The following is a 22271-nucleotide window of genomic DNA, read 5'->3' as shown; positions in this document are numbered from 1 at the left end:
TATCCCACCCTCAATCACAGTATTGGTCTGACTAAGTATTGGGCTTTGCGCTATTTTGGACGCTTACCCACCAGTACCGCCGAAACAGATTACGGTTAGTTGTGTACATCTAACTTCCTATGGCTTCCTTCAGACCCCACCGTTAGCCCGTGACGCCCTTGCCATTCGGATTGTCTTCCCCTTAGTCAGGGTGACTCCACTTTCTTTCAAGTGGACGGGTTTGCCAGCTTTGCTGGGCAAACAAAAAAGCCAGACTTAATCAGTCTGGCTTTTTAGAATCTTCAAAACGTCTTACGCTAGAACCGTATTTGGGTCTGCAAACGCTACTGGCGAACCGACTTCCTCTTCGAAAGTCGCCCATTCCCAAGCTTCTTGATCTGCCAATACTTTACGAAGTAATTGGTTATTCAGACCATGGCCTGATTTATAAGCACTGAACTCACCGACAATCGCATAACCACACATGTATAAGTCACCAATGGCATCAAGTACTTTGTGAGTTACAAACTCGTTCGCAAAACGCAAACCTTCTTCGTTAAGAATGCGGTAATCATCCAAAACGATAGCACAGTCAAAGCTACCACCTAAACATAGGTTTTGTGACTGCAAGTATTCGATATCACGCATGAAACCAAAAGTACGCGCGCGTGAAATCTCTTTGATGAAACCTTGAGTTGAAAAATCAAACACTAAGCGTTGATCATCACCATCGATTGCTGGGTGGTCAAACTCAATTTGGAAATCCATTTTGAAGCCGTTATGTGGACGCATTTCAGCCCACTTATCGCCATCTTCAAAACGAACCGGTTTCTTAATACGGATGAATCGCTTAGCCGCATTTTGTACTTCGATACCCGCTTGTTGCAATAGGTAAACGAATGGGCTCGCACTACCATCCATAATTGGAATTTCAGGTGCATCCACTTCGATAATGACGTTATCAATGCCCATACCAGCAAGAGCCGCACTTAAGTGCTCTACTGTAGAGATACGAATGCCTTCATCGTTAACTAATGCCGTACACAACATGGTATCGCGTACAGACTCTGGGTCAGCTGGAAAATCAACCGGTGGATTTACGTCAGTACGACGATAAATAATACCTGTGTTTGCAGCGGCTGGGCGAAGAGTAAGTGTGACTTTACGACCAGAGTGGAGACCCACACCAGTTGTTTTCACTATCTCTTTCAGAGTACGTTGTCTGATCATCTGCTTGCCTCTAAATCAATGCCACAAAGCTCGGTCGGTAAAGTAACCGACCGACATATTACCAAAATTTTGAACACTGTCAAATTGTGGCGGTATTTCAATCAGCCTGACGACGTAAAAACGCAGGGATATCCAGATATCCGCTCTCTTTTTCTGGTTTAGGCGCAACATTCTGCCCTTGGCTTGAAGAAGAGATATTTGACGTCGGTGAAGGCTGTGCTTTCACTTCAGTCTTTTCATGCAAAGGTTGTGCCTGTTTTTCTTCCACTTTTGCTGCTACAGCAACTTGTGGTTGAGCCACCGGTGCAACTTTCGCTTTACCACCTGCGACTAGAGTAATATCTGGCTTTCTTTCGTTACCAATACCTGTAGCCACAACCGTTACGCGAATTTCATCAGCCATATCTGGATCTAGCGATGTACCGATAACAACCGTTGCATTGTCAGAAGCAAACGCTTTAACAGTGTTACCAACGGTTTCGAACTCGTCTAGTCTCATATCCAGACCAGCGGTGATGTTAACCAATACGCCACGAGCACCTGCAAGATCAATGTCTTCAAGTAGAGGACTTGAAATTGCCATTTCTGCGGCTTCTTCAGCGCGGTCTTCACCTTTAGCAATACCACTCCCCATCATAGCGTGACCCATTTCAGACATTACAGTACGTACGTCTGCAAAGTCGACGTTAATCATGCCCGGGCGAGTGATGAGCTCTGCAATCCCTTGTACTGCATTTTTAAGTACGTCATTCGCGCTAGCAAAGGCTTCAAGTAAAGTGATCCCACGACCCAATACTTTCAACAATTTTTCATTTGGAATGGTAATCAAAGAGTCAACATGTTTAGAAAGCTCTTCAATTCCTTGTTCAGCAAATGCAAGACGTTTTTTACCTTCAAAGCTAAATGGCTTAGTCACTACAGCAACGGTTAGGATGCCCAGTTCTTTTGCCACTTCAGCGATCACGGGAGCAGCACCTGTACCAGTACCACCGCCCATACCAGCTGCGATAAACACCATATCGGCGCCCGCGAGCAATTCTTTAATTCTATCTCGACTTTCTAGAGCTGCATCACGTCCCACTTGTGGGTTAGCACCTGCGCCCAAACCTTTAGTGATATCACCACCGATTTGAATGACGCTGCTTACGCTGGTTTTGCGAAGTGCTTGTGCATCCGTGTTGATACTGATGAATTCCACGCCTTCAATGGACTCACGCACCATATGTTCAACAGCATTACCGCCGCCGCCACCAACTCCAACAACTTTAATTACCGCGTCGTCAGACATTTCCATCATCGGTTCAAACATGTGTTATCTCCGTTTTTCCTGCAACTCAGGTTAAAACTCTTTTTGTATCCAATTGCGCAAACGAGTAAATACACTCGACACTGATTGGCGCTTAGGCTCTTGATACTCAATGTCGTCATTGATTTGACTCTCTTTCGCGTAATGAAGTAAACCAACTGCCGTAGAATGATACGGCTCTTTAACGTAATCAGTAAGTCCACTCACTTCGAGGGGCTTACCTACCCTAACTTGATTGCGGAATACGCGTTCAGCACATTCCACTAAGCCTTCAATTTGCGAAGCTCCACCAGTTAAAACTACACCTGCAGCTAAATGGTGTTTAATGCCTTCTTTTCGCAAATTTTCTTGGACAGTATCTATAGTCTGGTTAACTAAGCCCATTAACTCAGTGTAGCGAGGCTCAATCACTTCCGACAAGGTTTGACGCTGTAAACTTCGTGATGGTCTACCGCCAACACTCGGTACGTTTACCGTATCATCCTTACTAACCAACTCACTTAACGCGCAGCCGTACTTAACTTTTATTTCTTCAGCGTCGTTTACCGGTGTACCAAAAGCAAACGCTATATCGCTTGTTACTGCATTGCCTGCGTATGAGAATACTTCGGTATGTCTTAAAGCGCCACCGGTCCAAATAGCGATATCCATCGTACCTGCACCAATATCAATAACACATACGCCAAGCTCTCGTTCGTCTTCAGTAATAACAGCATTACTTGCCGCTAATCCTGAATACACTAACTGCTCAACTTTCAATCCGCAACGTTCAACAGCTTTAATAATATTTCTTGCCATATCGCTATGACAGGTGATCAGGTGCACGCTCACTTCCATGCGCACTCCAGATAATCCTAGCGGATTTTTTATACCTTCTTGATAATCAATCGTAAATTCTTGAGGAATTACATGCAAAATACGCTGTTCCTCACTAATTTTGATCGATTTTGCAGTATGAATAGCACGATCCATATCTTCTTGAGAAACTTCCCCTTCAGAAATGGTACCCATGCCCTTTTCTATTCTGCTGGTAATATGCCGACCTGAAATGGATAAAAACACATTACTAATTTGGCATTCTGCCATTAACTCAGCTTGATCAACGGCACGCTGAACGGATTTAACCACCGATTCAAGATCGTTAACACCGCCTTTATCCATTCCTCTGGATGGGCTAGTACCTGCACCAATGATATTAATTTGGCCATCAGGGAGTAGTTCACCAACTAAAGCTGAAACGGAGGCTGTGCCAATATCGAGACCAACAATTAATTTGTCATCAGCTGTTTTACTCATCTGTGCTCTCTTGCGCTAATTCTTGATCAGGAAACCAACCAACGGCCGCTCCGGTATCGTATCTGAGATCGATATAACTCACTCTATAAGCATCATTACCTAGTTGCTTATAGAGTAAAAAGAAACGGTTTATTCGCTCTTTTAAGGACTCTTTTCCTAATTCTAAACGAATACCATTATCTAAAATAATTTGCCAAGCTCGACGCTCGTTCAATACCAGAGAGGATATATTTAAACCTATCTGCTGAAATTTAGGGCTGTATTCTTTCCAGATATTTAAAACTTCAGGCGCACTACCATCCGGGCCATATAGTTTTACGTGCTCTTCTTTTACTTGCGCAATATCGCCATTAAAGACAATACCCTTATCATCAAGTAACGAATTGCCATTCCAAATAGCTTTAACCTGATATTCCGTTAAAAATACTTTTATTGTGTCAGGCCATTGTTTGCGGATTGAAGCATGAGATACCCAAGGTATTGACTGAGCACTGGACTGCAGCGCATTAATATCTTGCGACATAAATGTTCCGATGTGCTCTAGTTGACCAAAAGCTCGCTGAACATCAAACGCAGAAACGTATTGTAAGTCACCTTGCAAAACTATCTTTGAGAGTGGAAGTCTCTCTTCATCCCACATCCAACTGATGGTTGAATACAGCAAAAAACCAACCAACAACATCACCAGCATCAAAAAGCTACCACCTGCGATATGCTCTTTAACTAACGGTGAACGGGACATAATACGACCTTGAGAAAATGTACTATTTATCAAAGTGCGTTGTTCCTGTTGACGACTGGCAATTTAATTCCCTATTTCAATGTACAATAGAGGCAAAAGCAATAACTTTAACCTATGGATTATACTGAGGACGCTAAAAGTATCAAATACTCAAATAAATAAAACTGGTAGGAGTACCGACTAAATCACGAACAGTACACCTATACGCAACAAATTTAATACTTCTGCATCTTTTCAATATTTAATTGTAAAGATTGTAGGTGTTTGGCTACTTTGCCCACATCACCAGCCCCTTGAGTCAGAACTAAGTCACCGTCTTGTAATACATTCGCTAATACAGCAGGTAACGTTTTGCTGTCTGAAACGAAGATTGGGTCGACTTTTCCACGACTGCGAATGGTTCGGCAAAGCGAGCGACCATCGGCACCTGCAATTGGCTTTTCACCCGCAGCATAAACATCCAACATGATCAGCACATCAACTTGCTCAAGCACATTGGCAAAGTCATCGTAGAGGTCGCGAGTTCGCGTATAACGGTGTGGCTGGAAAATCATCACCAAACGTTTATTTTGCCATCCACTGCGAGCGGCTTTGATGGTGACGTCAACCTCCGTCGGGTGGTGACCATAATCATCCACCAACATCGCCACACCATTACCGGTTTCGAACTCACCAAGATGGTCAAAACGACGACCGGTACCTTGCGTACTGATCAGCGCATTCAGAATAGCTTCATCATTGATGTCATCTTCGGTTGCCACTGCAATGGCCGCTGAAGCGTTTAGCGCATTGTGACGCCCAGGAATATTCAGCGTGATGTCTAAATTTCCTTTCCCTTGACGAACAACGGTAAACTTACCTTGTTGTCCATGCTGATGGTAATTTTCAATCCGCACGTCTGCGTCTTCAGAAAAACCGTAAGTGATAACCTGGCGGCTAATACGCGGAATCAATTCACGCACCACAGGATCATCAATACAAAGGATAGCTTGACCGTAAAATGGCAGATTGTGCAGGAAATCGACAAAGGTTTGTTTTAACGTTTCGAAGTCGCCGCCATAGGTATCCATATGATCCGCTTCGATATTGGTGACAATGGTTGCCATTGGCTGCAAGTGTAGGAATGAAGCATCACTTTCATCGGCTTCGGCGATCAACACTCGGCTGGAACCTAAGCGTGCGTTGGTGCCTGCGCTTTTCACTAAGCCACCGTTAACGAACGTTGGATCCAGACCCGCTTCAGAATAAATTTGTGTCACCAGCGCAGTCGTGGTCGTTTTGCCATGCGTACCCGCAACCGCGATACCATGACGAAAACGCATCAATTCAGCCAACATTTCAGCACGGCGCACAATGGGAATACGCTTTTCGCGCGCGGCTTGAATTTCCGGGTTTTGTTCATTAATTGCGGTAGATACCACCACTACACTGGCTTGATCAATATTCGATCCCTGATGCCCAATAAAGACGGTTGCACCTATGCTAGCAAGGCGTTCGGTAACCGCATTTTCGGCGATATCGGAACCTGTGATTTGATAACCTTCATTAAGTAAAACTTCCGCTATACCGCTCATACCTGCACCACCGATACCGATAAAGTGAATGCATTTAACCCGGCGCATTTCTGGCACCATTGCTCGGATTTGAGCTAAGTCTTGAGTATGTTTGATCTTCATGAATAGGTTCTCATTTCTCAGTAATAGCGATAATGGCATCAGCCACTACTTGGTCTGCATCTAATTTAGCTGCTTGACGGGCTTTATTGGCCATATCTAATAATTGGCTACGTTCGAGCTCTGCAATGGTTTGTGTCAGCTTCTCAACCGTCAGTTGCGGTTGCTCGATCATTTTAGCGGCACCACATTCGACTAAATGATCGGCATTCAGTGCTTGTTGTCTATCTTTGTGCATAAACGGAATAAAAATAGCGGCGACACCAGCAGCAGAGACTTCTGAAACCGTTAACGCTCCAGAGCGGCAGACTAACAAATCCGCCCATGCGTAAGCTTGCGCGACATCATCGATAAATTCAGTTACTTGGTAATTCTTTGCACCAGTCGCCTGGTAAGCTTGTTCAACTTGCGATTGGTTATCCTTACCCGCCTGATGGCGCACTTCAAAGCCTTCACCTAAACGTGCCATGACCTCTGGCAGAGTTTGGTTAAGAATTCTTGCGCCCTGGCTTCCACCCATCACCAGCACACGAATAGCTCCGCTACGCTCGGCAAAACGCTGACTCGGCGCTGGCAGTTCCACCACATCGGTACGCACAGGGTTGCCAACCACAGGTGCGTTAGGGAAAGCGCCGTTAAAAGCCTGAAACACGCGCGCGGCAATTTTCGATAACCACTGATTGGTTAAACCTGCCACCGCATTCTGTTCATGTAAAATCACAGGAATGCCTTGCATCCACGCAGCTACGCCGCCCGGTCCACTAACGTATCCACCCATGCCAAGTACCGCATCAGGCTGCCATGCTTTGATATGATGACGAGCTTGCATAATGGCATTGATGATTTGAAAAGGTGCTTTGATCAGACGAGCGATACCTTGCCCGCGCAGACCTTTCACTCGAATAAAATCAATCTCGATGCCATGTTTCGGTACTAAATCCGCTTCCATACGATCAGCCGTACCTAACCAACGGATTTCCCATCCTTGTTGCTGAAGTTTTTTGGCCACAGCAAGTCCAGGAAAAACATGACCGCCAGTACCACCAGCCATCACCATTAAACGTTTTTTATTCTTCATCCGTCTTTTCTTCTAACTGTCGAGCTCGCTCTAGCCGGCATTCATGATCGATGCGAAGCAAAATAGACACGGCCACCGACATAACAATTAAACTGGAACCACCGTAACTAATCAGCGGTAAAGTCAGACCTTTGGTTGGGACCATACCTGCCGCAGCACCAACGTTAACCAACGTTTGGAACGCAAACCAAATGCCGATACTGAGAGCGAGATAGCCACCAAACTGGTGGTCATGTTCAAAGGCTTTCTTGCCGATAAAAGCGGCTTTCAGCACCAGACTAAAAATCAGCATTAAAATCAATACCACACCGACAAAACCCAATTCTTCTCCGACGACTGCGAAGACAAAGTCAGTGTGCGCTTCGGGCAAATACTCCAGCTTTTGAATCGAATTACCTAAACCTTGACCAAACCACTCACCACGACCGAACGCCATCAGCGATTGAGTTAACTGGTAACCACTGCCAAAAGGGTCATCCCAAGGGTCAAGGAATGAGGTTACGCGGCGAATACGATAAGGTTCTGCGGCAATGAGTCCAACAATCACTAAGATTCCCGCCACCATTAATGCAAGGAACTGAGATAGCTTTGCGCCGGCAATAAACAGCATGCCAAACAGAGTCACCAACATCACCACCACGGTACCTAAGTCAGGTTGCAGCAACAATAAAACCGCTAATGCCATAAATACCAAAATAGGTTTGATGAAACCGCCAAAGAAAGTTTCCCGCACTTCATTCTGCTTACGAACCAGATAGCCCGACATAAAGATAAATAGAGAGAGCTTTGCTACCTCAGCAGGCTGCAAGTTAAATAGCCCTAGAGGGATCCAGCGTGAAGCACCATTGACCGATTTACCACCAACTAATACCACAACAAGTAATAAAAAAGAGACCGCGAGCAATACAGAGCTGTATCGGGACCATCGTTGCATCGGTATTTGTAGAATGACAGACGAGGTAATCAATGCCAGTAGCAAAAATAGCGCATGACGAAACATAAAGTGGAACGGTTGATCCGTTAACCTTGAACTGATGGGAAACGACGCCGATGTCACCATCACCAGACCAATCAACATTAAACCTAATGCTATCCAGACGAGTTGGCGATCAAACAGAGCCTCTGGAGAAGGTGTTCTCAGCCATTTATGAATAGAATTTATTGGTTTAAATCGTCCCAAAACATTACCTTTCGACTATGCAACTTATTTATACAGAAACTTTATCTGCACATTGTTTAGCCAGAGCGGCAAACTGCTCACCTCTGTGCATAAAGTTTTTAAATTGATCCATACTGGCGCAAGCGGGCGACAATAACACCATGTCACCGTGTGCAAGCTCATTACTAATAGTTTTGACTACTTGCTCCATGGTATCAAAACGGCGCGCTGAAGGGTGAAGAGGCATAAACTGATCGCCATCCTTACCGAAACAGCAAAGCTTGAGAGGTAGAGTTGCAAATACAGGTTTGAGTGAAGAAAAATCCGCACCTTTACCTAACCCTCCAACCAACAGATACAACTTACCTTGCAAAGAGAGCCCCGAGAGCGCCGCTAAGGTACTTGCCACATTGGTTGCTTTGGAATCATTAACCCACTTAACACCATGTTTGTCTTCAACCACCTGACAACGATGTGTCAATCCAGTGTAAGACTTTAATGCGCTCAGCAATGGTTCACTGTACTCAATACCGGCAGCTTTCAGCAAAGCAAGAACTGTTAATACGTTCGCGACATTGTGACGCCCGACTAAACTCAGTTCTGCCGCTGGTAGCACAGCAACATCTCCGGCCATTAACCACTCTTGCCCTTGGTATTGTTGAGTGTAAAAATCGGCAGCGTTATCTAACCCAAAGCTCAACTGCTTACCCTTGCTTGTATCAGGATAAGTTTGCTGATCATCGGCATTAACCACCAGAGTTTCAGCATGTTCAAAGATACGTAATTTAGCTTGGCGGTAAGATGCCATACCGTCATAGCGATCCATATGATCTTCAGACAGATTTAAAAAGGCAGCGGCTTTGAGGTTTAAGCTCGATGTTGTCTCAAGTTGAAAACTGGAAAGTTCTAACACGTAGAGATCAGATGGTTCAGCAAGCAAATCGAGCGCAGGCACACCGATATTGCCACCAATCGCGGTTTTTAAACCAGCAGCATTACCCAACACACCCATAAGATCGGTCACAGTACTTTTGCCGTTTGAACCTGTAATCGCAACCACTGGTTTTTCAACCTGCCAAGCGAATAGCTCAATATCACCGACAACCGGAATATCCGCTGCGATAGCTTGTTGGATTTGTGGCGTTGCCAGGGCGATACCCGGGTTTGCCACGATCAAATCGGCGGCTAATAACCAATCCACATTCCAACCACCACTGTGCAGGGCAACATCTTGCGCCAGATGCTCCTTACTTGGCGGATTTTCGCGGGTATCGATCACTTTCACCTCAATTTGAGGATGAAACTTTCGCAGATAATTAACGACAGAGAGCCCGGTAATACCGAGCCCTACGACCACAACATGCTTAATGCCTTGCCAACGGTCCATTTTAAATCCATATCCTTTGGGGACGTTCCCCAATTATTATTTCAGCTTAGCTCGTAACTAACGTACTTCAGCTATTAACGTACTTTAGCTATTAGCGCACTTTAAGTGTCGCTAAGCCAATTAAAACTAACACAATTGAGATGATCCAAAAACGCACAATAACACGCGGCTCTGGCCAGCCTTTAAGTTCATAGTGATGATGAATTGGCGCCATACGGAAAATACGTTGACCACGCAGTTTGTAAGATCCAACCTGCAAAATCACCGAGATGGTTTCCATAACGAACACACCACCCATAATCACTAACACAAATTCCTGGCGAACCAGCACTGCGATGGTGCCTAACGCACCACCAAGAGCAAGTGAACCCACATCGCCCATAAACACTTGTGCTGGGTAGGTGTTAAACCATAAGAAACCAAGCCCTGCCCCAACAATCGCGGTACAAACCACGACCAGCTCTGAGGTATAAGGGATATACGGAATATGCAGGTAGTTCGCAAAGTTAACGTTACCTGTCGCCCACGCAATGACCGCAAAAGCCGCTGACACCAGAACGGTCGGCATAATAGCAAGTCCGTCTAAACCATCAGTTAGATTAACGGCATTACTGGTACCAACAATCACAAAATAAGTCAGAACGATATAAAGCATTCCAAGCTGAGGCATGATCTCTTTAAAGAAAGGTACCACCAGTTGAGTCGCTGCCGTATCTTTACCATGCGCATACAGTGCGAATGCGATCACAAGTGCAATTGATGATTGCCAGAAGTATTTCCAACGCGCAATCAAACCATCAGTGTTTTTACGCACCACTTTACGATAGTCATCAACAAATCCGACGGCGCCATAACCACCAAGAACCGCTAATACTGCCCATACGTAAGGGTTGGAAAGATCCGCCCAAAGCAGAACCGTGGCAAAAATAGACGCTAAGATCATCACACCGCCCATAGTCGGTGTACCACGCTTACTAAAGTGAGATTCAGGTCCATCATTACGAACGACTTGACCAATTTGCAGAAGTTGTAAGCGTTTAATTAAGTGAGGCCCCATCCATAACGACAACGCAAGTGCCGTCAAAATGCTCACAATGGCTCGAAACGATAGGTATTCGAACAAACGAAAAAACGAAAAATATGGCTGGAGTAAATCCGCTAGCCAAATAATCATGAGTACTTCTCCTTAAGAGCAGCAGCAATCTTACTCATACCGGCACTGTTAGCCCCTTTGACTAACATTACGTGAGAACGATGCTGTTGTTGTGCTAATTCCTGCTCGATAAAACTGATCATCGCTTGATGACTGTCAAAGTGTTTACCATGGCAAACCTCACTGATGACTTTTGCATCAGCACCATAGGTCAACACAAATTCAAAATTGAATGGTGCAGCATGTTCACCGACTTGTTGGTGAAGTGCAAGACTTTCGTTACCCAACTCCGCCATATTGCCTAAAATTAACCAACGGCTTGCAGAAAAACCTGCCAACAAGTCTACCGCAGCCTTCATAGCCGGAACACTGGCATTGTAACTGTCATCAATTAAGGTGATATTCGGCGTCAATTTTTCCACATCAACCCGGCCTTTAACTTTAGGCAAATGGAATAATCCAAATTGAATTTCGCTTAATGTTGCCCCCATTTCAACCGCCAGAGCGGACGCCGCTAATGCATTGGAAACATTATGCTGACCGATAATATTGAGAGTTATATGAATTTCACCAACGGGGGTCACCATATCAAATGAGGCTCGACCGGCTTGATCTAACTGAATGTTGTTAGCGTAGAAATCGGCTTCGCTACTGACTGATGAAAAAGTTTTTACCGTTTTGTCTGCCAATACAGATTGCCACAGTTCGCCACCATTGCTTTCAAGATTGACTATCGCCGTACTTGCAGCCTTTAAACCTTGATAAATTTCACCTTTGGCCTGTTTTACCCCATCGATAGAACCAAAGCCTTCAAGGTGAGCCGCCGCCACATTGTTGACTAAAGCGACATCCGGTTTAACTAGCTCAGTGGTATAGGCAATTTCACCGATATGGTTAGCACCGAGTTCAATCACGGCATAGTCGTCTTGCTCTGTTGAACGAAGCAAAGTCAGAGGCACACCAATATCATTGTTAAAGTTACCCGCGGTGAAAAGTACCTGTCCTTTGCAAGACAAAATACTCGCCACCATCTCTTTCACTGTGGTTTTACCGCAACTGCCGGTAATGGCTACCGTGGGTGTCGCACACACCTGATGAACCCAAGAACCGAGTTTGCCCAAAGCCAATTTGCTATTGGCAACAATCAACTGCGGTAAAGCAATATCTAGCTCTCGCTCCACCAAAAGCGCACAAGCGCCATTATCTAAAGCTTGCTGGGCAAAGTCGTGTGCATCAAAACGCTCACCGACCAAAGCAACAAACAGCGCCTTCTCTGGTACCTGACGAGTGTCAGTCGTTACCGCTTCAATATTGCAATCTTCGCCAACTAAACGCGCACTCAACACATCACTTAATTGGGACAAACAAGTTTTAATCATGATGCTAAGCCTAATAAGGTTTGAGCAGACTCTCGGTCTGAATAATGAATCGTTTCATGTGCCATCACTTGATAATCTTCATGACCTTTTCCAGCCAACAAGATAATGTCATCAGCACTGGCATTATCAACCGCAAATTTTGCCGCCAAATAACGACTGTGCTCAATTTGAGCAGTATCGGGATGAGTTAATCCAGCCAACATGTCTTGTACGATAGCCGCGGGATCTTCACTGCGAGGGTTATCATCGGTAAGGATAACGCGATCGGCAAATTTTTCCGCAATCGAAGCCATCATAGGACGCTTGCCTTTATCACGATCACCACCACAGCCGACGATAGCCCAGAGCTTACCGCTGCAATGAACTCGAAGCGCCAGCAAAGCTTTTTCTAACGCATCAGGGGTATGAGCATAGTCCACCACCACTTTGGCTTTATTCGCTACCTGGAACAACTCCATGCGACCAAGCACTGGTTTTAATTGTGGCGCAGTCTCGATCAACTTTTGTTTGGCAAACCCCAAACACAACATACTGGTAAACGCTTGCATCACATTGGAAGCGTTAAACTCGCCAATCAGAGGAACATGTAGTTCCCCGTTGCCCCAACTACCGTCGAAGCTCAGAGTAATCCCGGTTTCGGCATAGGTGACTTGTGTCGCCCAAAGCGCCCGTTCTGTTTTCGGTTTTGATTTCAGAGAAATGCCAACAGCGTGAGGCAGTTTACTACTCCACTCTAAGCCCACTCTGTCATCGATATTGATAATGGCATTTTTACATTGGTGTTCGGTGAAGAGAGAAAACTTCGCCTTCGCGTACTCTTCCATGGTGCCGTGATAATCCAGATGATCGCGACTTAAGTTGGAAAATACCCCAACATCAAAAGTGAGTTTTTTTACTCGCCCCTGGACCAGACCATGGGAAGAGACTTCCAAAGCCGTAAAGGCTGCACCTTGCCCGGCAAGTTGATGTAACTGAGCCTGAATCTCAATCGCGCTACCCGTGGTGTTTGCTGCGGGCGCTAAGTGAGCGAGAAAACCATTGCCTGTGGTGCCCATCACCGCGGCTTTTTGACCTAATAAATCAATCCATTGTGCAATAAGCTGAGTAATGGTGGTTTTGCCGTTGGTCCCTGTCACGGCAACTAAACGGCTCTGGTGAGCGCCGTAGAGATTGCCAGCCAATTGAGATAAATGCTGGTCGAGTTTTTCAATGTAGATAACAGGAATATCGCCTTTCCATTCCACGCAGCCGTGGGTTTTCATTTGGCAGGCTTGAGCTAATACCGCGTTCGCACCATGCTCAATGGCTGTATCTATGTATTTTCTACCATCTACGGCGTGACCGACTATCGCGACAAAAGTATCACCGTGCTGAATTTTTCGGCTGTCGAGATCTAAACGCGTGACGGAAATATTGCCCCAAGCCGGGTCAGCTTGAAGCCAAGGAGAGATAAGTTCAGATAAAGCCTTACTAGTGTTCATACTGGTTCTCACACTAACTTTTACATTAAAATTTTTATTTTATAACCGTTATTCCTGGAATCGATTTTCATCCGGTACGATATTCAGAATTTGCAGCGCGCCTTTCATGATCTCTGAAAATACTGGGCCAGCCACTGCACCGCCGTAATAAGAGTCACCTTGCGGTTCATTCACCATCACGACCAGAGAAATTCTTGGGTCACTGACAGGAGCAATACCTGCGGTATAAGCGAAATACTCATCACTATAGCCACCAGCAATCGCTTTACGGGATGTTCCTGATTTCGCTGCAATACGATATCCCGGAACCGCAGCTTGCACCGCTGTACCACCGGGCTGAGTCACAGTCTCCAACATTTCCAGTACCTGTTTTGCGTACTTAGCTTCTACAACACGATGCGACAGATCTTGTTGGTGACTGTCGATAATATGAATCGGTTGATAAACGCCGAGATTACCTAAAGTGGCATAAGCATGAGCTAACTGAATTGGCGTGATTGCCAAGCCGTATCCAAAAGCGAGCGTAGCAATTTCAAACTGTGACCAACGATTACGGGTGGGGAAAATACCTGCCGTTTCGCCGACAAGGTTTAAACCCGACATTTCACCTAACCCGACAGAGTTATACATACCGAGCATCGCTTCAAGTGGCATTTGCAACGCAAGTTTCGCCACCCCGACGTTACTCGATTTCTTCAAAATCATTTGCAAATTGGCTTTGCCCACTTTTGACGTATCACGTACGCGACTACCACCAATTTGCATCACACCGTCACCGGTATCGATAATGGTATTTTTGTCGGCAATACCATTGGCTAATGCCGCCATAACCACAAAAGGTTTTACCGTTGAACCAGGCTCAAATGCATCGGTGATCACGCGGTTACGCATTTTGAAACTTTGCCAGTCACTGCGGTTATTCGGGTTATAGGATGGTGCATTCACCATCGCCAGCACGGCGCCCGTTTTGACATCCAACATCACAGCCGAAGCCGACGTCGCTCGGTAATCAGCCATTGCTTGTTTTACCGCGCGGAAAGCGATCGCTTGCAAACGTTGATCAACGGTTAATTGTAGCGGCTTACCTTGTTCACTCTCTTCTAATGAGATGTTTTCCACCACGCGACCGTATCTGTCTTTACGGATAATGCTTTTGCCTGATTCACCGGTTAGCCATTTGTCGTAACTGCGCTCTGCGCCTTCCAGACCATGGCCATCAATACCTGTTACACCGACTAGGTGCGCACTGACTTCACCAGCAGGATAGTAACGACGAGATTCAGCCTTTAATCCAACACCGTTAAGTTTTAACTCACGAATGTATTTCGCCATCGCAGGGCTGACTTGACGTTGTAGATAGATAAAACGACGCGTTCTGTTATCAGAGATTTTTTTCAACAGTGCGTTACGGTCTAAGTCCAACACATCGGCAAGGGCGTGCCAGCGATCTTTCTCCTGCAAACCACCATGTTTAAATATCGCGACCGGATCAGCCCACACCGCTTCGACAGGAACACTCACGGCAATGGCTTCACCGTTTCTGTCGGAAATGATACCGCGAGCAGAATGCAGCTCTTTGGCTCGAATGGAACGCATATCTCCTTCGCGGATTAAGTTATCAGGCTCGATAACTTGGATAAAAGCGACACGCCCAATAAGCGCAGCCATAGCGGCCATAAGAAAGAAAATAAGCAGGTAGAAACGCCAGCGGATGAAAACTGGAGCTGGCATCGCTTCTTTAGATGGAACAGGTTTAGTGGCGGATTTGTTAGATTTAGCTTTTGCTTGAACTGGCTTTTTTTTCATTTCAGGTTAACCACAACTTCTTTATCCGCATCCGGACGTTTCATTTCCAGATCTTTTTGCGCCAGCTCCTGAACTCGGCTGTGTTCCGCAAGAGCCGTTTCTTCGATAATTAAATTGCGCCACTCATTATCCAACCTATCCCTTTCCATAAAGGCTTGATCTTTTTCAGAAATAGCCTGGCGAGTGTGGTGAGTGGTAAATACCACGCCCATCGCACTGGCAAAGATCAAGATTAACAATACTAACGGTACCCGCCCTACAGTAAACAGGTCTACAACGATAATTTTGGCAAGGTTAGTTTTAGATTGAGGCATAAATAAATCAAAGTTTCTCGGCAATTCGCAGCACGGAGCTGCGTGAGCGTGGATTCATCTCAACTTCTTCCGCTGAAGGCATAATCGCTTTGCCGATCGCTTTTAAATTCGCACTACCCAGAGCTTTAATTTGCTCTTGAGTAAGAGGGATACCATGAGGAACCTCCGGCCCTTTGCTCTCTTTACGAATAAAACGTTTCACCATGCGGTCTTCTAGCGAGTGGAAGCTAATCACAGACAAACGACCTTGAGGGGCCAAAATAGCAGCGGCACCTTTTAACGCGGTATCAATTTCTTCTAATTCACTGTTGATGTAAATACGAAAAGCTTGGAAAGACCGTGTGGCAGGGTGCTTTTTCTCTTTAAAACTTTTTGGCGCCGCTTCAGAAATAAGTTTAGCCAACTGACTGGTACGAGTTAGCGGCTCGTTCTCTTCGTTTTCCCGGTAGGCAACAATCGCTTTAGCAATACGGCGAGCGTGTTTGTCTTCACCAAATTCACGAATCACCCAAGTGATGTCATCAAGGTCTGCTTCTAACAGCCATTGTGAAACAGAGATACCGGATGTTGGGTCCATACGCATATCAAGCGGACCATCTTTCATAAAGCTGAAACCACGCTCGGCGTCATCCAATTGCGGTGATGACACGCCTAAATCAAACAGCACGCCATCGACTTTACCCACTAAATCATAACGTTCAGCGTACTCAGCGATACCAGAAAAAGGACCATGTACGATGGTAAAACGAGGATCATCAATTTTCTGTGCTTCTGTGATTGCTTGTGGATCACGGTCAATACTGTACAGACGACCGTTTTCACCTAGCTTAGACAGAATAGTACGACTGTGACCGCCACGGCCAAAAGTTCCATCAATATAGATACCATCAGGCTTGATAGCTAAGCCATCTATGGATTCATGAAGAAGTACAGAAATATGTTGGAAAGTATCAGTCATAAGTTTCTCGTTCTGCGGGTCAGCCCGTACATAATCACCTTGTAGTGTACCGAATTCTTGCACTACTGCTACCCATAAGCACAGGTAGGGCGTGACATTGCACCAAGTTTAGTGGTTTTGCCATCGGATAAGTCAATATAAAGCAAAAAACCCATCATAACGAGGGTGTTATGATGGGTCTGAAATAGGTGGAGTCGACGTATAAGCCGGGTTCTGTTCCGCTTGCGCGGCAGTAGCCATTCGTCTAGGCCAGCAATCACTCACTGGCTCAAGCAACCTACCCGCCTCCTTACGCGAGCAACGCAATGTGGAGGCCTATTTGGTCTTGCTCCGGGTGGAGTTTACCTTGCTACGAACTGTTGCCAGTCGCACGGTGCGCTCTTACCGCACCCTTTCACCCTTACCTGTACCCGAAGGCCATCGGCGGTCTTCTCTCTGCTGCACTTGTCGTAGGCTTGCGCCCCCCAGGCGTTACCTGGCACCCTGCTCTATGGAGCCCGGACTTTCCTCCCCTTTATCAGTCTCCCGAAGGACGTCAACGTCAGTCTCCCAAAGGACTTCAACGCCAGTCTCCCGAAGGACATCAACAAAGCAGCGACTACCCAGTCAACTCCGAGCGCGAATTCTATAGATAACTCAACTCAGTGTCTAGGAAGAATGGCTTTTGCACGGTAATTAACACTCGGGTGCTTAAAATCCAGACGATTATTGCAGATTTTCCAATCCCCACTTATACAGTGCATTTTTCTTCAGGTTGTAAATTTCAGCCGCTAGCGCCGCCGCTTTTTTAAGAGGCAGTTCTTTGGTGAGAATGGCTAGTGTACGTAATGCTTCGTCCGGAAGCTCTTCATTAGCTTGCTCTCTGTGCCCATGAATCAATAAAACCATTTCACCGCGTTTGCGATTTTCGTCTTGCTCAATCCATTCGATCAGATCACCAAGTGGCATGCCTTGAATTGTTTCGAAAGTTTTTGTTAGCTCGCGCGCCAAGACCACTTCACGTTCTGGGCCTAGCACAGACAGCATATCTTGCAGTGATTCGCTAATACGGTGTGGCGATTCATAGAAGATACACGTGCGCTCAACTTTCGCGATCTCCATGAACTTATCTTTACGGCCTTTGCTTTTGGCTGGCAAGAAACCTTCAAAGCTAAAGCGGTCTGACGGCAGACCAGAGGCACTTAATGCTGTGATGACCGCACACGCACCAGGAAGTGGCACAACTTTAACCCCAGCCTGACGACATTGTGTGACCAAATGGTATCCTGGATCACTAATAAGTGGTGTGCCAGCATCTGAAACCAACGCAATGGATTCTCCAGCTAACAATTTTTCAACTAATACTTGAGCTTTTTGTTGTTCATTGTGATCATGCAAGGCGAAGGTTTTGGTTTGGATATTAAAGTGAGCAAGTAATTTGCCCGTATGGCGAGTATCTTCTGCTGCGATAACATCAACACTTGAAAGCACGTCTAAGGCGCGCTGGGTAATATCCCCTAAATTGCCGATTGGAGTAGGAACAATGTATAAAGTTGGGACCTCTGCCGGCAAGGTTTTGTTATCTGTCATTTGTTTACCATCACTTCAACGATTAATATAGAGACAATTTCACTCGGGATAATGAAAAGAACTCATGGCTATAAATCACCATCAGAGAATCAGTGTACCACGCTTACTCGCTCCAGTTGCATTAGCAATCACGTTAGCAGCTTGTTCGTCTAAACCTTCAGCACCCCAATATGTTGATATCACAGCTGAAGCAAACCAGCCGACACAAAATTATCTTATGAAAGCCGATAGTAGTCAGGGTAGTCTGCAAAATGACTGGTTGATTATGGCGATGAAAGCCGCTATAGCTGACAACAACACAGAACAAGCTCAGTTGCTTATCTATCGATTGTCAAAACAAAACCTAAGCGAAATGCAGCAGGCAGAGTGGCAAATGGGCAAAGCCCAACTTTCTGTGATAGCAGAACAGTACTCTCAAGCACTGAATCAACTTAACTTTGATAGCCAGTGGCAGTTAACTGACTCGCAATGGATTCAATACCATCAAATGCGAGCAGACATTTTTACTGCCTTGGATCGTCCGTTTGAGTCAAGCCGCGAACTGTCTGCACTGTATGGGTTAATTCCGGGCGATCAACAAGAGGCTATCTCTGATCAAATTTGGGCCAATTTACAACGCTATTCCGCTCAAACAATCACACAACTCACCACATTACCCGAAGAAGAGATATTAGACGGTTGGCTGCAATTAGCCATTTACGTTAAAACATTCGCTAGCGATGTCCCACAATTAAAAAATACGCTTGAGAAATGGTTAGCTGATAACTCGAATCATCCAGCAGCAACTTATACGCCGAAAAGTATTATCGACATATTAAATCTCAATATCGTTCAACCGGTTAATACTGCGCTGTTACTTCCGCTAACAGGTAAGTTTGATAAACAAGTCCAGTTAATTCGCGATGGTTTCATCATGGCAATGATGAATGATACGAAACGTGAAGACAACGCAACACTGACTATCATTGATACCAATGCTGACTCGCTAGAGACCATAAAAGCAAAAGTACAAGAGAAAAAGATTGATTTCATTGTCGGTCCGTTAATTAAAGAGAACATTGCAACGATGCAGCAAGAGCATGGCGCTGACGAACGTGCGATCCCAAGTCTTGCTCTGAATATTCCTGATGATCTCGTCGAAGGAACCGATATTTGTTATCTCGCCTTATCTCCAGAGCAAGAAGTGGCACAAGCGGCTAAACATCTTGCGGCAGAAGGCTCACAGTATCCTTTGATACTTGCACCGCAAAGCAGTTACGGCGAGCGAGTAGTTGAAGCGTTCAACGATGAATGGCGTAAATACAGCGAAAACAAAGTGGCGGTGAATCTGTTCGGTGACAAGCACCAGCTTCAACGCGATATTAACAATGTCTTTGGCTTACAAGAAAGTCAACAAAACATTGCGCAAATGGAAGGCTTACTCAATATCAGACTAGAAAGCCAACCACGTAGCCGCCGTGATATTGATTCGGTTTACATTGTGGCAAGCAGTGATGAGCTGACTTTGATCAAACCATTTATTGAAGTGGCCATTAACCCTGATACGCGCCCACCTAAGCTTTACTCCAATTCCAAAAGTAATGCTGGCGGTCGTCAATATGAAGATTTAACGGGGGTGAGCTACAGTGATATCCCGCTTCTCATTCACCCTCAACCAGAAGTGTCTGAACAAATAGAACGTTTGTGGCCCAAAAGTTCAAATGCGGAGAAACGTCTACAAGCTCTGGGGATGGATGCATATCGCTTAATGGTTGAACTTCCGCAGATGAAAACTATCCAAGGCTATACTATTGATGGTCAGACCGGTGTACTGAGTATTGATGACCAATGTGTAGTACAGCGTGAAATCAGTTGGGCTGAGCATGGCGCCAATGCAGAACAAACGCAGTAAAGGTCAGCATTTCGAACAAATGGCGGCAGATTACTTATGCCGCCATGGTTTGATCGTTATTGAAAAAAATTTCCTCGCCCGCGGCGGAGAGTTAGATCTGATCATGAAACAGCGTGATACCCTAGTATTCGTTGAAGTTAAGTATCGAAATAGCCAGGCTTATGGGCATGCCGCTGAATGTGTAACCAGACAGAAACAGCAACGCTTGATCAAAACCGCCAATTGGTGGATGCTCAAACGAGGCTTAAATGCTGACACTACAGATTTTAGATTTGATGTAATCGCTATACACGGTGACACTGTGCACAGTGATAGTAAGCATATCGAATGGATAAAAAACGCAATTACCGAAGGATAATCAATGCTCGACAGCATTAAAGACAGTTTTACTGAAAGTATTCAGATTCAAATCGCAGCAGCAGAAGCGCTGCCAGACGCCATTCTTCATGGCTCACAAGCAATGGTAGCAAGCCTACTCAACGGCCATAAAATTCTTTGTTGTGGCAATGGCGGTTCATCCTCTAACGCGCAACAATTTGTTTCATGTTTACTCAACCGCTTTGAAACTGAACGTCCTAGCTTACCTGCAATGGCTTTAACCGCTGACATTACGACGCTCACTGCGGTGGCTAACGACTACCACTACCAGGAAGTGTTCTCTAAACAGGTTCGCGCATTCGGTCAACCTGGTGACATTTTGCTGGCAATATCGACCAGTGGTAACAGTAAAAACATTATTAAAGCGATGGAAGCTGCGGTAACACGTGACATGACCATTATTGCCCTTACCGGTAAAGATGGTGGGGAAATGGCGGGGCTATTAGGTGAAAACGATGTTGAAATTCGTATCCCATCACACCGCACAGCGCGAATTCATGAAGTACATATGCTGACTCTGCATTGCCTATGCGATTTGGTCGATCAAGTGCTGTTCCCGTCCCACGAAGAATAATAGCAGAAGGTTTGTTATGAAGTCACTCCGTCTCGCTTTGCTATTGAGTTCTGTTTTAAGTTTGTCTGGATGTGCTGGTTTGTTTATTGCTGGCGCTGCTACTACCGCTAATCTGGTCACAGATCCACGTACCACACAACAGATTTGGAATGATAACCAAATTGAGTTTGAAATAGCTGGTCTGGGTAATAAAGCCCCTTATAGTGGTGATGCTCGATTCATCGCCAGTTCCTACCAAGGGACAGTTGTGATCATGGGGCAAGCAAGAAATGCTGAACTGCTTGACCAATTCGTGACTCAAGCCAGAAATGTCAAAGGTGTGAAAGAGCTTCACAACCAGGTAAAAATTGCAGAACCTTTGTCGATAAGTGCCATTAGCAACGACAGTTGGATCACCACCAAGGTGAAATCTTCCTTACTGGCGGATTCTGATCTTAATGGCACAAAAATCAAAGTGATTACCGAAGCGAAAGAAGTGTATTTGTTTGGGTATGTTTCAAGAGAAATAGCAGACAAAGCCACCGAAATCGCACGTAACATTATTGGTGTTCAACAAGTTATCAAAGCATTTGAGTACAGTAATTAAACACTGATAACAAACCCAGTATCGGCATTCCAAAATTTCGGAACGAAATATCTGGAATCTAGTCTCAACGCACGCTAGAACTAGATTCCTGCCTTCGCACAATGCTGTTCGTTTAAGAGTTCTCTTTCTTTTTTCGTGAGCTCTTCAACGGGAATTTGATAGGTTTTATCTTGACCGCCCGTTCATAATTTGGGCGGTCTTGCTTTGGCATAATAAACTCCCGTAATGACTCGGTTAAATCTTTTAAACGCGCGGGGAGTGACTGAAGATTTTTAGTTCGACAGATGGCCGTGTAATCATAAAGAACGACTTTAAATCCAAGTTTAAAGCTG

At 45.4% G+C, this 22271-nt stretch carries 20 protein-coding genes and 1 other RNA gene; 4 read left to right on the top strand and 17 right to left on the bottom strand.

All coding sequences use genetic code 11. The features are described 5' to 3' along the window. Positions 1-291: 291 nt before the first annotated feature. From lpxC to rsmI, 16 genes are all read right to left on the bottom strand, one after another. Complete coding sequence (gene lpxC / locus ACK5MF_RS13420) at positions 292-1209, bottom strand: UDP-3-O-acyl-N-acetylglucosamine deacetylase (RefSeq protein WP_416923021.1); 918 nt, start codon at positions 1207-1209, stop codon at positions 292-294. 97 nt (positions 1210-1306) lie between these two features. Next, positions 1307-2518, bottom strand: coding sequence for a cell division protein FtsZ (gene ftsZ, locus ACK5MF_RS13415; protein WP_416923019.1), 1212 nt, complete (start codon positions 2516-2518; stop codon positions 1307-1309). 30 nt (positions 2519-2548) lie between these two features. Next, positions 2549-3811, bottom strand: a complete 1263-nt coding sequence (ftsA, locus tag ACK5MF_RS13410; protein ID WP_416923017.1) for a cell division protein FtsA — start codon at positions 3809-3811, stop codon at positions 2549-2551. Then, positions 3804-4553, bottom strand: a complete 750-nt coding sequence (locus ACK5MF_RS13405) for a cell division protein FtsQ/DivIB (protein WP_416923015.1) — start codon at positions 4551-4553, stop codon at positions 3804-3806. Before ACK5MF_RS13405 ends, ftsA begins: the two co-directional genes overlap by 8 nt. Before the next feature lie 215 nt (positions 4554-4768). After that, positions 4769-6229 carry a UDP-N-acetylmuramate--L-alanine ligase gene (gene murC, locus ACK5MF_RS13400; protein WP_416923013.1) on the bottom strand — a complete coding sequence of 487 codons (1461 nt, stop codon included), beginning with the start codon at positions 6227-6229 and terminating at the stop codon, positions 4769-4771. 10 nt (positions 6230-6239) lie between these two features. Beyond that, a complete protein-coding gene (gene murG / locus ACK5MF_RS13395; RefSeq protein ID WP_416923011.1) occupies positions 6240-7304 on the bottom strand; it encodes an undecaprenyldiphospho-muramoylpentapeptide beta-N-acetylglucosaminyltransferase in 1065 nt (354 codons plus the stop codon). After that, positions 7294-8445 (bottom strand): cell division protein FtsW, encoded by a 1152-nt coding sequence (gene ftsW / locus ACK5MF_RS13390; RefSeq protein ID WP_416923029.1) that lies wholly within the window; start codon positions 8443-8445, stop codon positions 7294-7296. Before ftsW ends, murG begins: the two co-directional genes overlap by 11 nt. 67 nt (positions 8446-8512) lie before the next feature. After that, positions 8513-9850 (bottom strand): UDP-N-acetylmuramoyl-L-alanine--D-glutamate ligase, encoded by a 1338-nt coding sequence (gene murD, locus ACK5MF_RS13385; RefSeq protein WP_416923009.1) that lies wholly within the window; start codon positions 9848-9850, stop codon positions 8513-8515. A 91-nt stretch (positions 9851-9941) separates the two neighbouring features. Further along, complete coding sequence (gene mraY / locus ACK5MF_RS13380; protein ID WP_416923007.1) at positions 9942-11024, bottom strand: phospho-N-acetylmuramoyl-pentapeptide-transferase; 1083 nt, start codon at positions 11022-11024, stop codon at positions 9942-9944. Next, positions 11021-12382 (bottom strand): UDP-N-acetylmuramoyl-tripeptide--D-alanyl-D-alanine ligase, encoded by a 1362-nt coding sequence (gene murF, locus ACK5MF_RS13375; RefSeq protein ID WP_416923005.1) that lies wholly within the window; start codon positions 12380-12382, stop codon positions 11021-11023. The genes mraY and murF overlap by 4 nt, the downstream gene beginning before the upstream one ends. Next, a complete protein-coding gene (gene murE, locus ACK5MF_RS13370) occupies positions 12379-13863 on the bottom strand; it encodes a UDP-N-acetylmuramoyl-L-alanyl-D-glutamate--2,6-diaminopimelate ligase (protein WP_416923003.1) in 1485 nt (494 codons plus the stop codon). Before murE ends, murF begins: the two co-directional genes overlap by 4 nt. A 48-nt stretch (positions 13864-13911) precedes the next feature. Continuing rightward, positions 13912-15669: a penicillin-binding transpeptidase domain-containing protein gene (locus ACK5MF_RS13365; RefSeq protein ID WP_416923001.1), complete on the bottom strand. Its 1758-nt coding sequence runs from the start codon at positions 15667-15669 to the stop codon at positions 13912-13914. Continuing rightward, the gene (ftsL, locus tag ACK5MF_RS13360) at positions 15666-15983 is read right to left on the bottom strand and encodes a cell division protein FtsL (protein ID WP_416922999.1); all 318 of its coding nucleotides are present in this window, start codon (positions 15981-15983) and stop codon (positions 15666-15668) included. Before ftsL ends, ACK5MF_RS13365 begins: the two co-directional genes overlap by 4 nt. 7 nt (positions 15984-15990) lie before the next feature. Next, positions 15991-16941 (bottom strand): 16S rRNA (cytosine(1402)-N(4))-methyltransferase RsmH, encoded by a 951-nt coding sequence (gene rsmH, locus ACK5MF_RS13355; RefSeq protein WP_416923027.1) that lies wholly within the window; start codon positions 16939-16941, stop codon positions 15991-15993. A gap of 186 nt (positions 16942-17127) precedes the next feature. Next, positions 17128-17555, bottom strand: an RNA gene (gene rnpB / locus ACK5MF_RS13350) — RNase P RNA component class A. 91 nt (positions 17556-17646) lie between these two features. Further along, a complete protein-coding gene (rsmI, locus tag ACK5MF_RS13345) occupies positions 17647-18510 on the bottom strand; it encodes a 16S rRNA (cytidine(1402)-2'-O)-methyltransferase (RefSeq protein ID WP_416922997.1) in 864 nt (287 codons plus the stop codon). A 70-nt stretch (positions 18511-18580) separates the two neighbouring features. On the opposite strand from rsmI, the gene ACK5MF_RS13340 reads away from it, so the two are divergent. From ACK5MF_RS13340 to ACK5MF_RS13325, 4 genes are read left to right on the top strand one after another with little or no spacing between them, the layout of a single operon-like run. Then, complete coding sequence (locus ACK5MF_RS13340; RefSeq protein ID WP_416923025.1) at positions 18581-20401, top strand: penicillin-binding protein activator; 1821 nt, start codon at positions 18581-18583, stop codon at positions 20399-20401. Continuing rightward, the gene (locus ACK5MF_RS13335) at positions 20382-20759 is read left to right on the top strand and encodes a YraN family protein (RefSeq protein ID WP_416923023.1); all 378 of its coding nucleotides are present in this window, start codon (positions 20382-20384) and stop codon (positions 20757-20759) included. The genes ACK5MF_RS13340 and ACK5MF_RS13335 overlap by 20 nt, the downstream gene beginning before the upstream one ends. A 3-nt stretch (positions 20760-20762) precedes the next feature. Next, on the top strand, positions 20763-21353 hold the full coding sequence (locus tag ACK5MF_RS13330) for a phosphoheptose isomerase (RefSeq protein WP_416922995.1): 591 nt from the start codon (positions 20763-20765) through the stop codon (positions 21351-21353). A 16-nt stretch (positions 21354-21369) separates the two neighbouring features. Then, positions 21370-21939, top strand: a complete 570-nt coding sequence (locus ACK5MF_RS13325) for a BON domain-containing protein (protein ID WP_416922993.1) — start codon at positions 21370-21372, stop codon at positions 21937-21939. A gap of 112 nt (positions 21940-22051) precedes the next feature. Here ACK5MF_RS13325 and ACK5MF_RS13320 read toward each other — a convergent pair. Beyond that, on the bottom strand, positions 22052-22271 hold a 220-nt coding region (locus tag ACK5MF_RS13320), incomplete at its 5' end, for a hypothetical protein (RefSeq protein ID WP_416922991.1).

This window comes from Vibrio sp. (assembly GCF_047973365.1).
In the GTDB taxonomy this organism is placed as follows: domain Bacteria; phylum Pseudomonadota; class Gammaproteobacteria; order Enterobacterales; family Vibrionaceae; genus Vibrio.
Note: the sequence above shows the minus strand (reverse complement) of the source record. Positions and strands in the feature narration are given on the sequence as shown.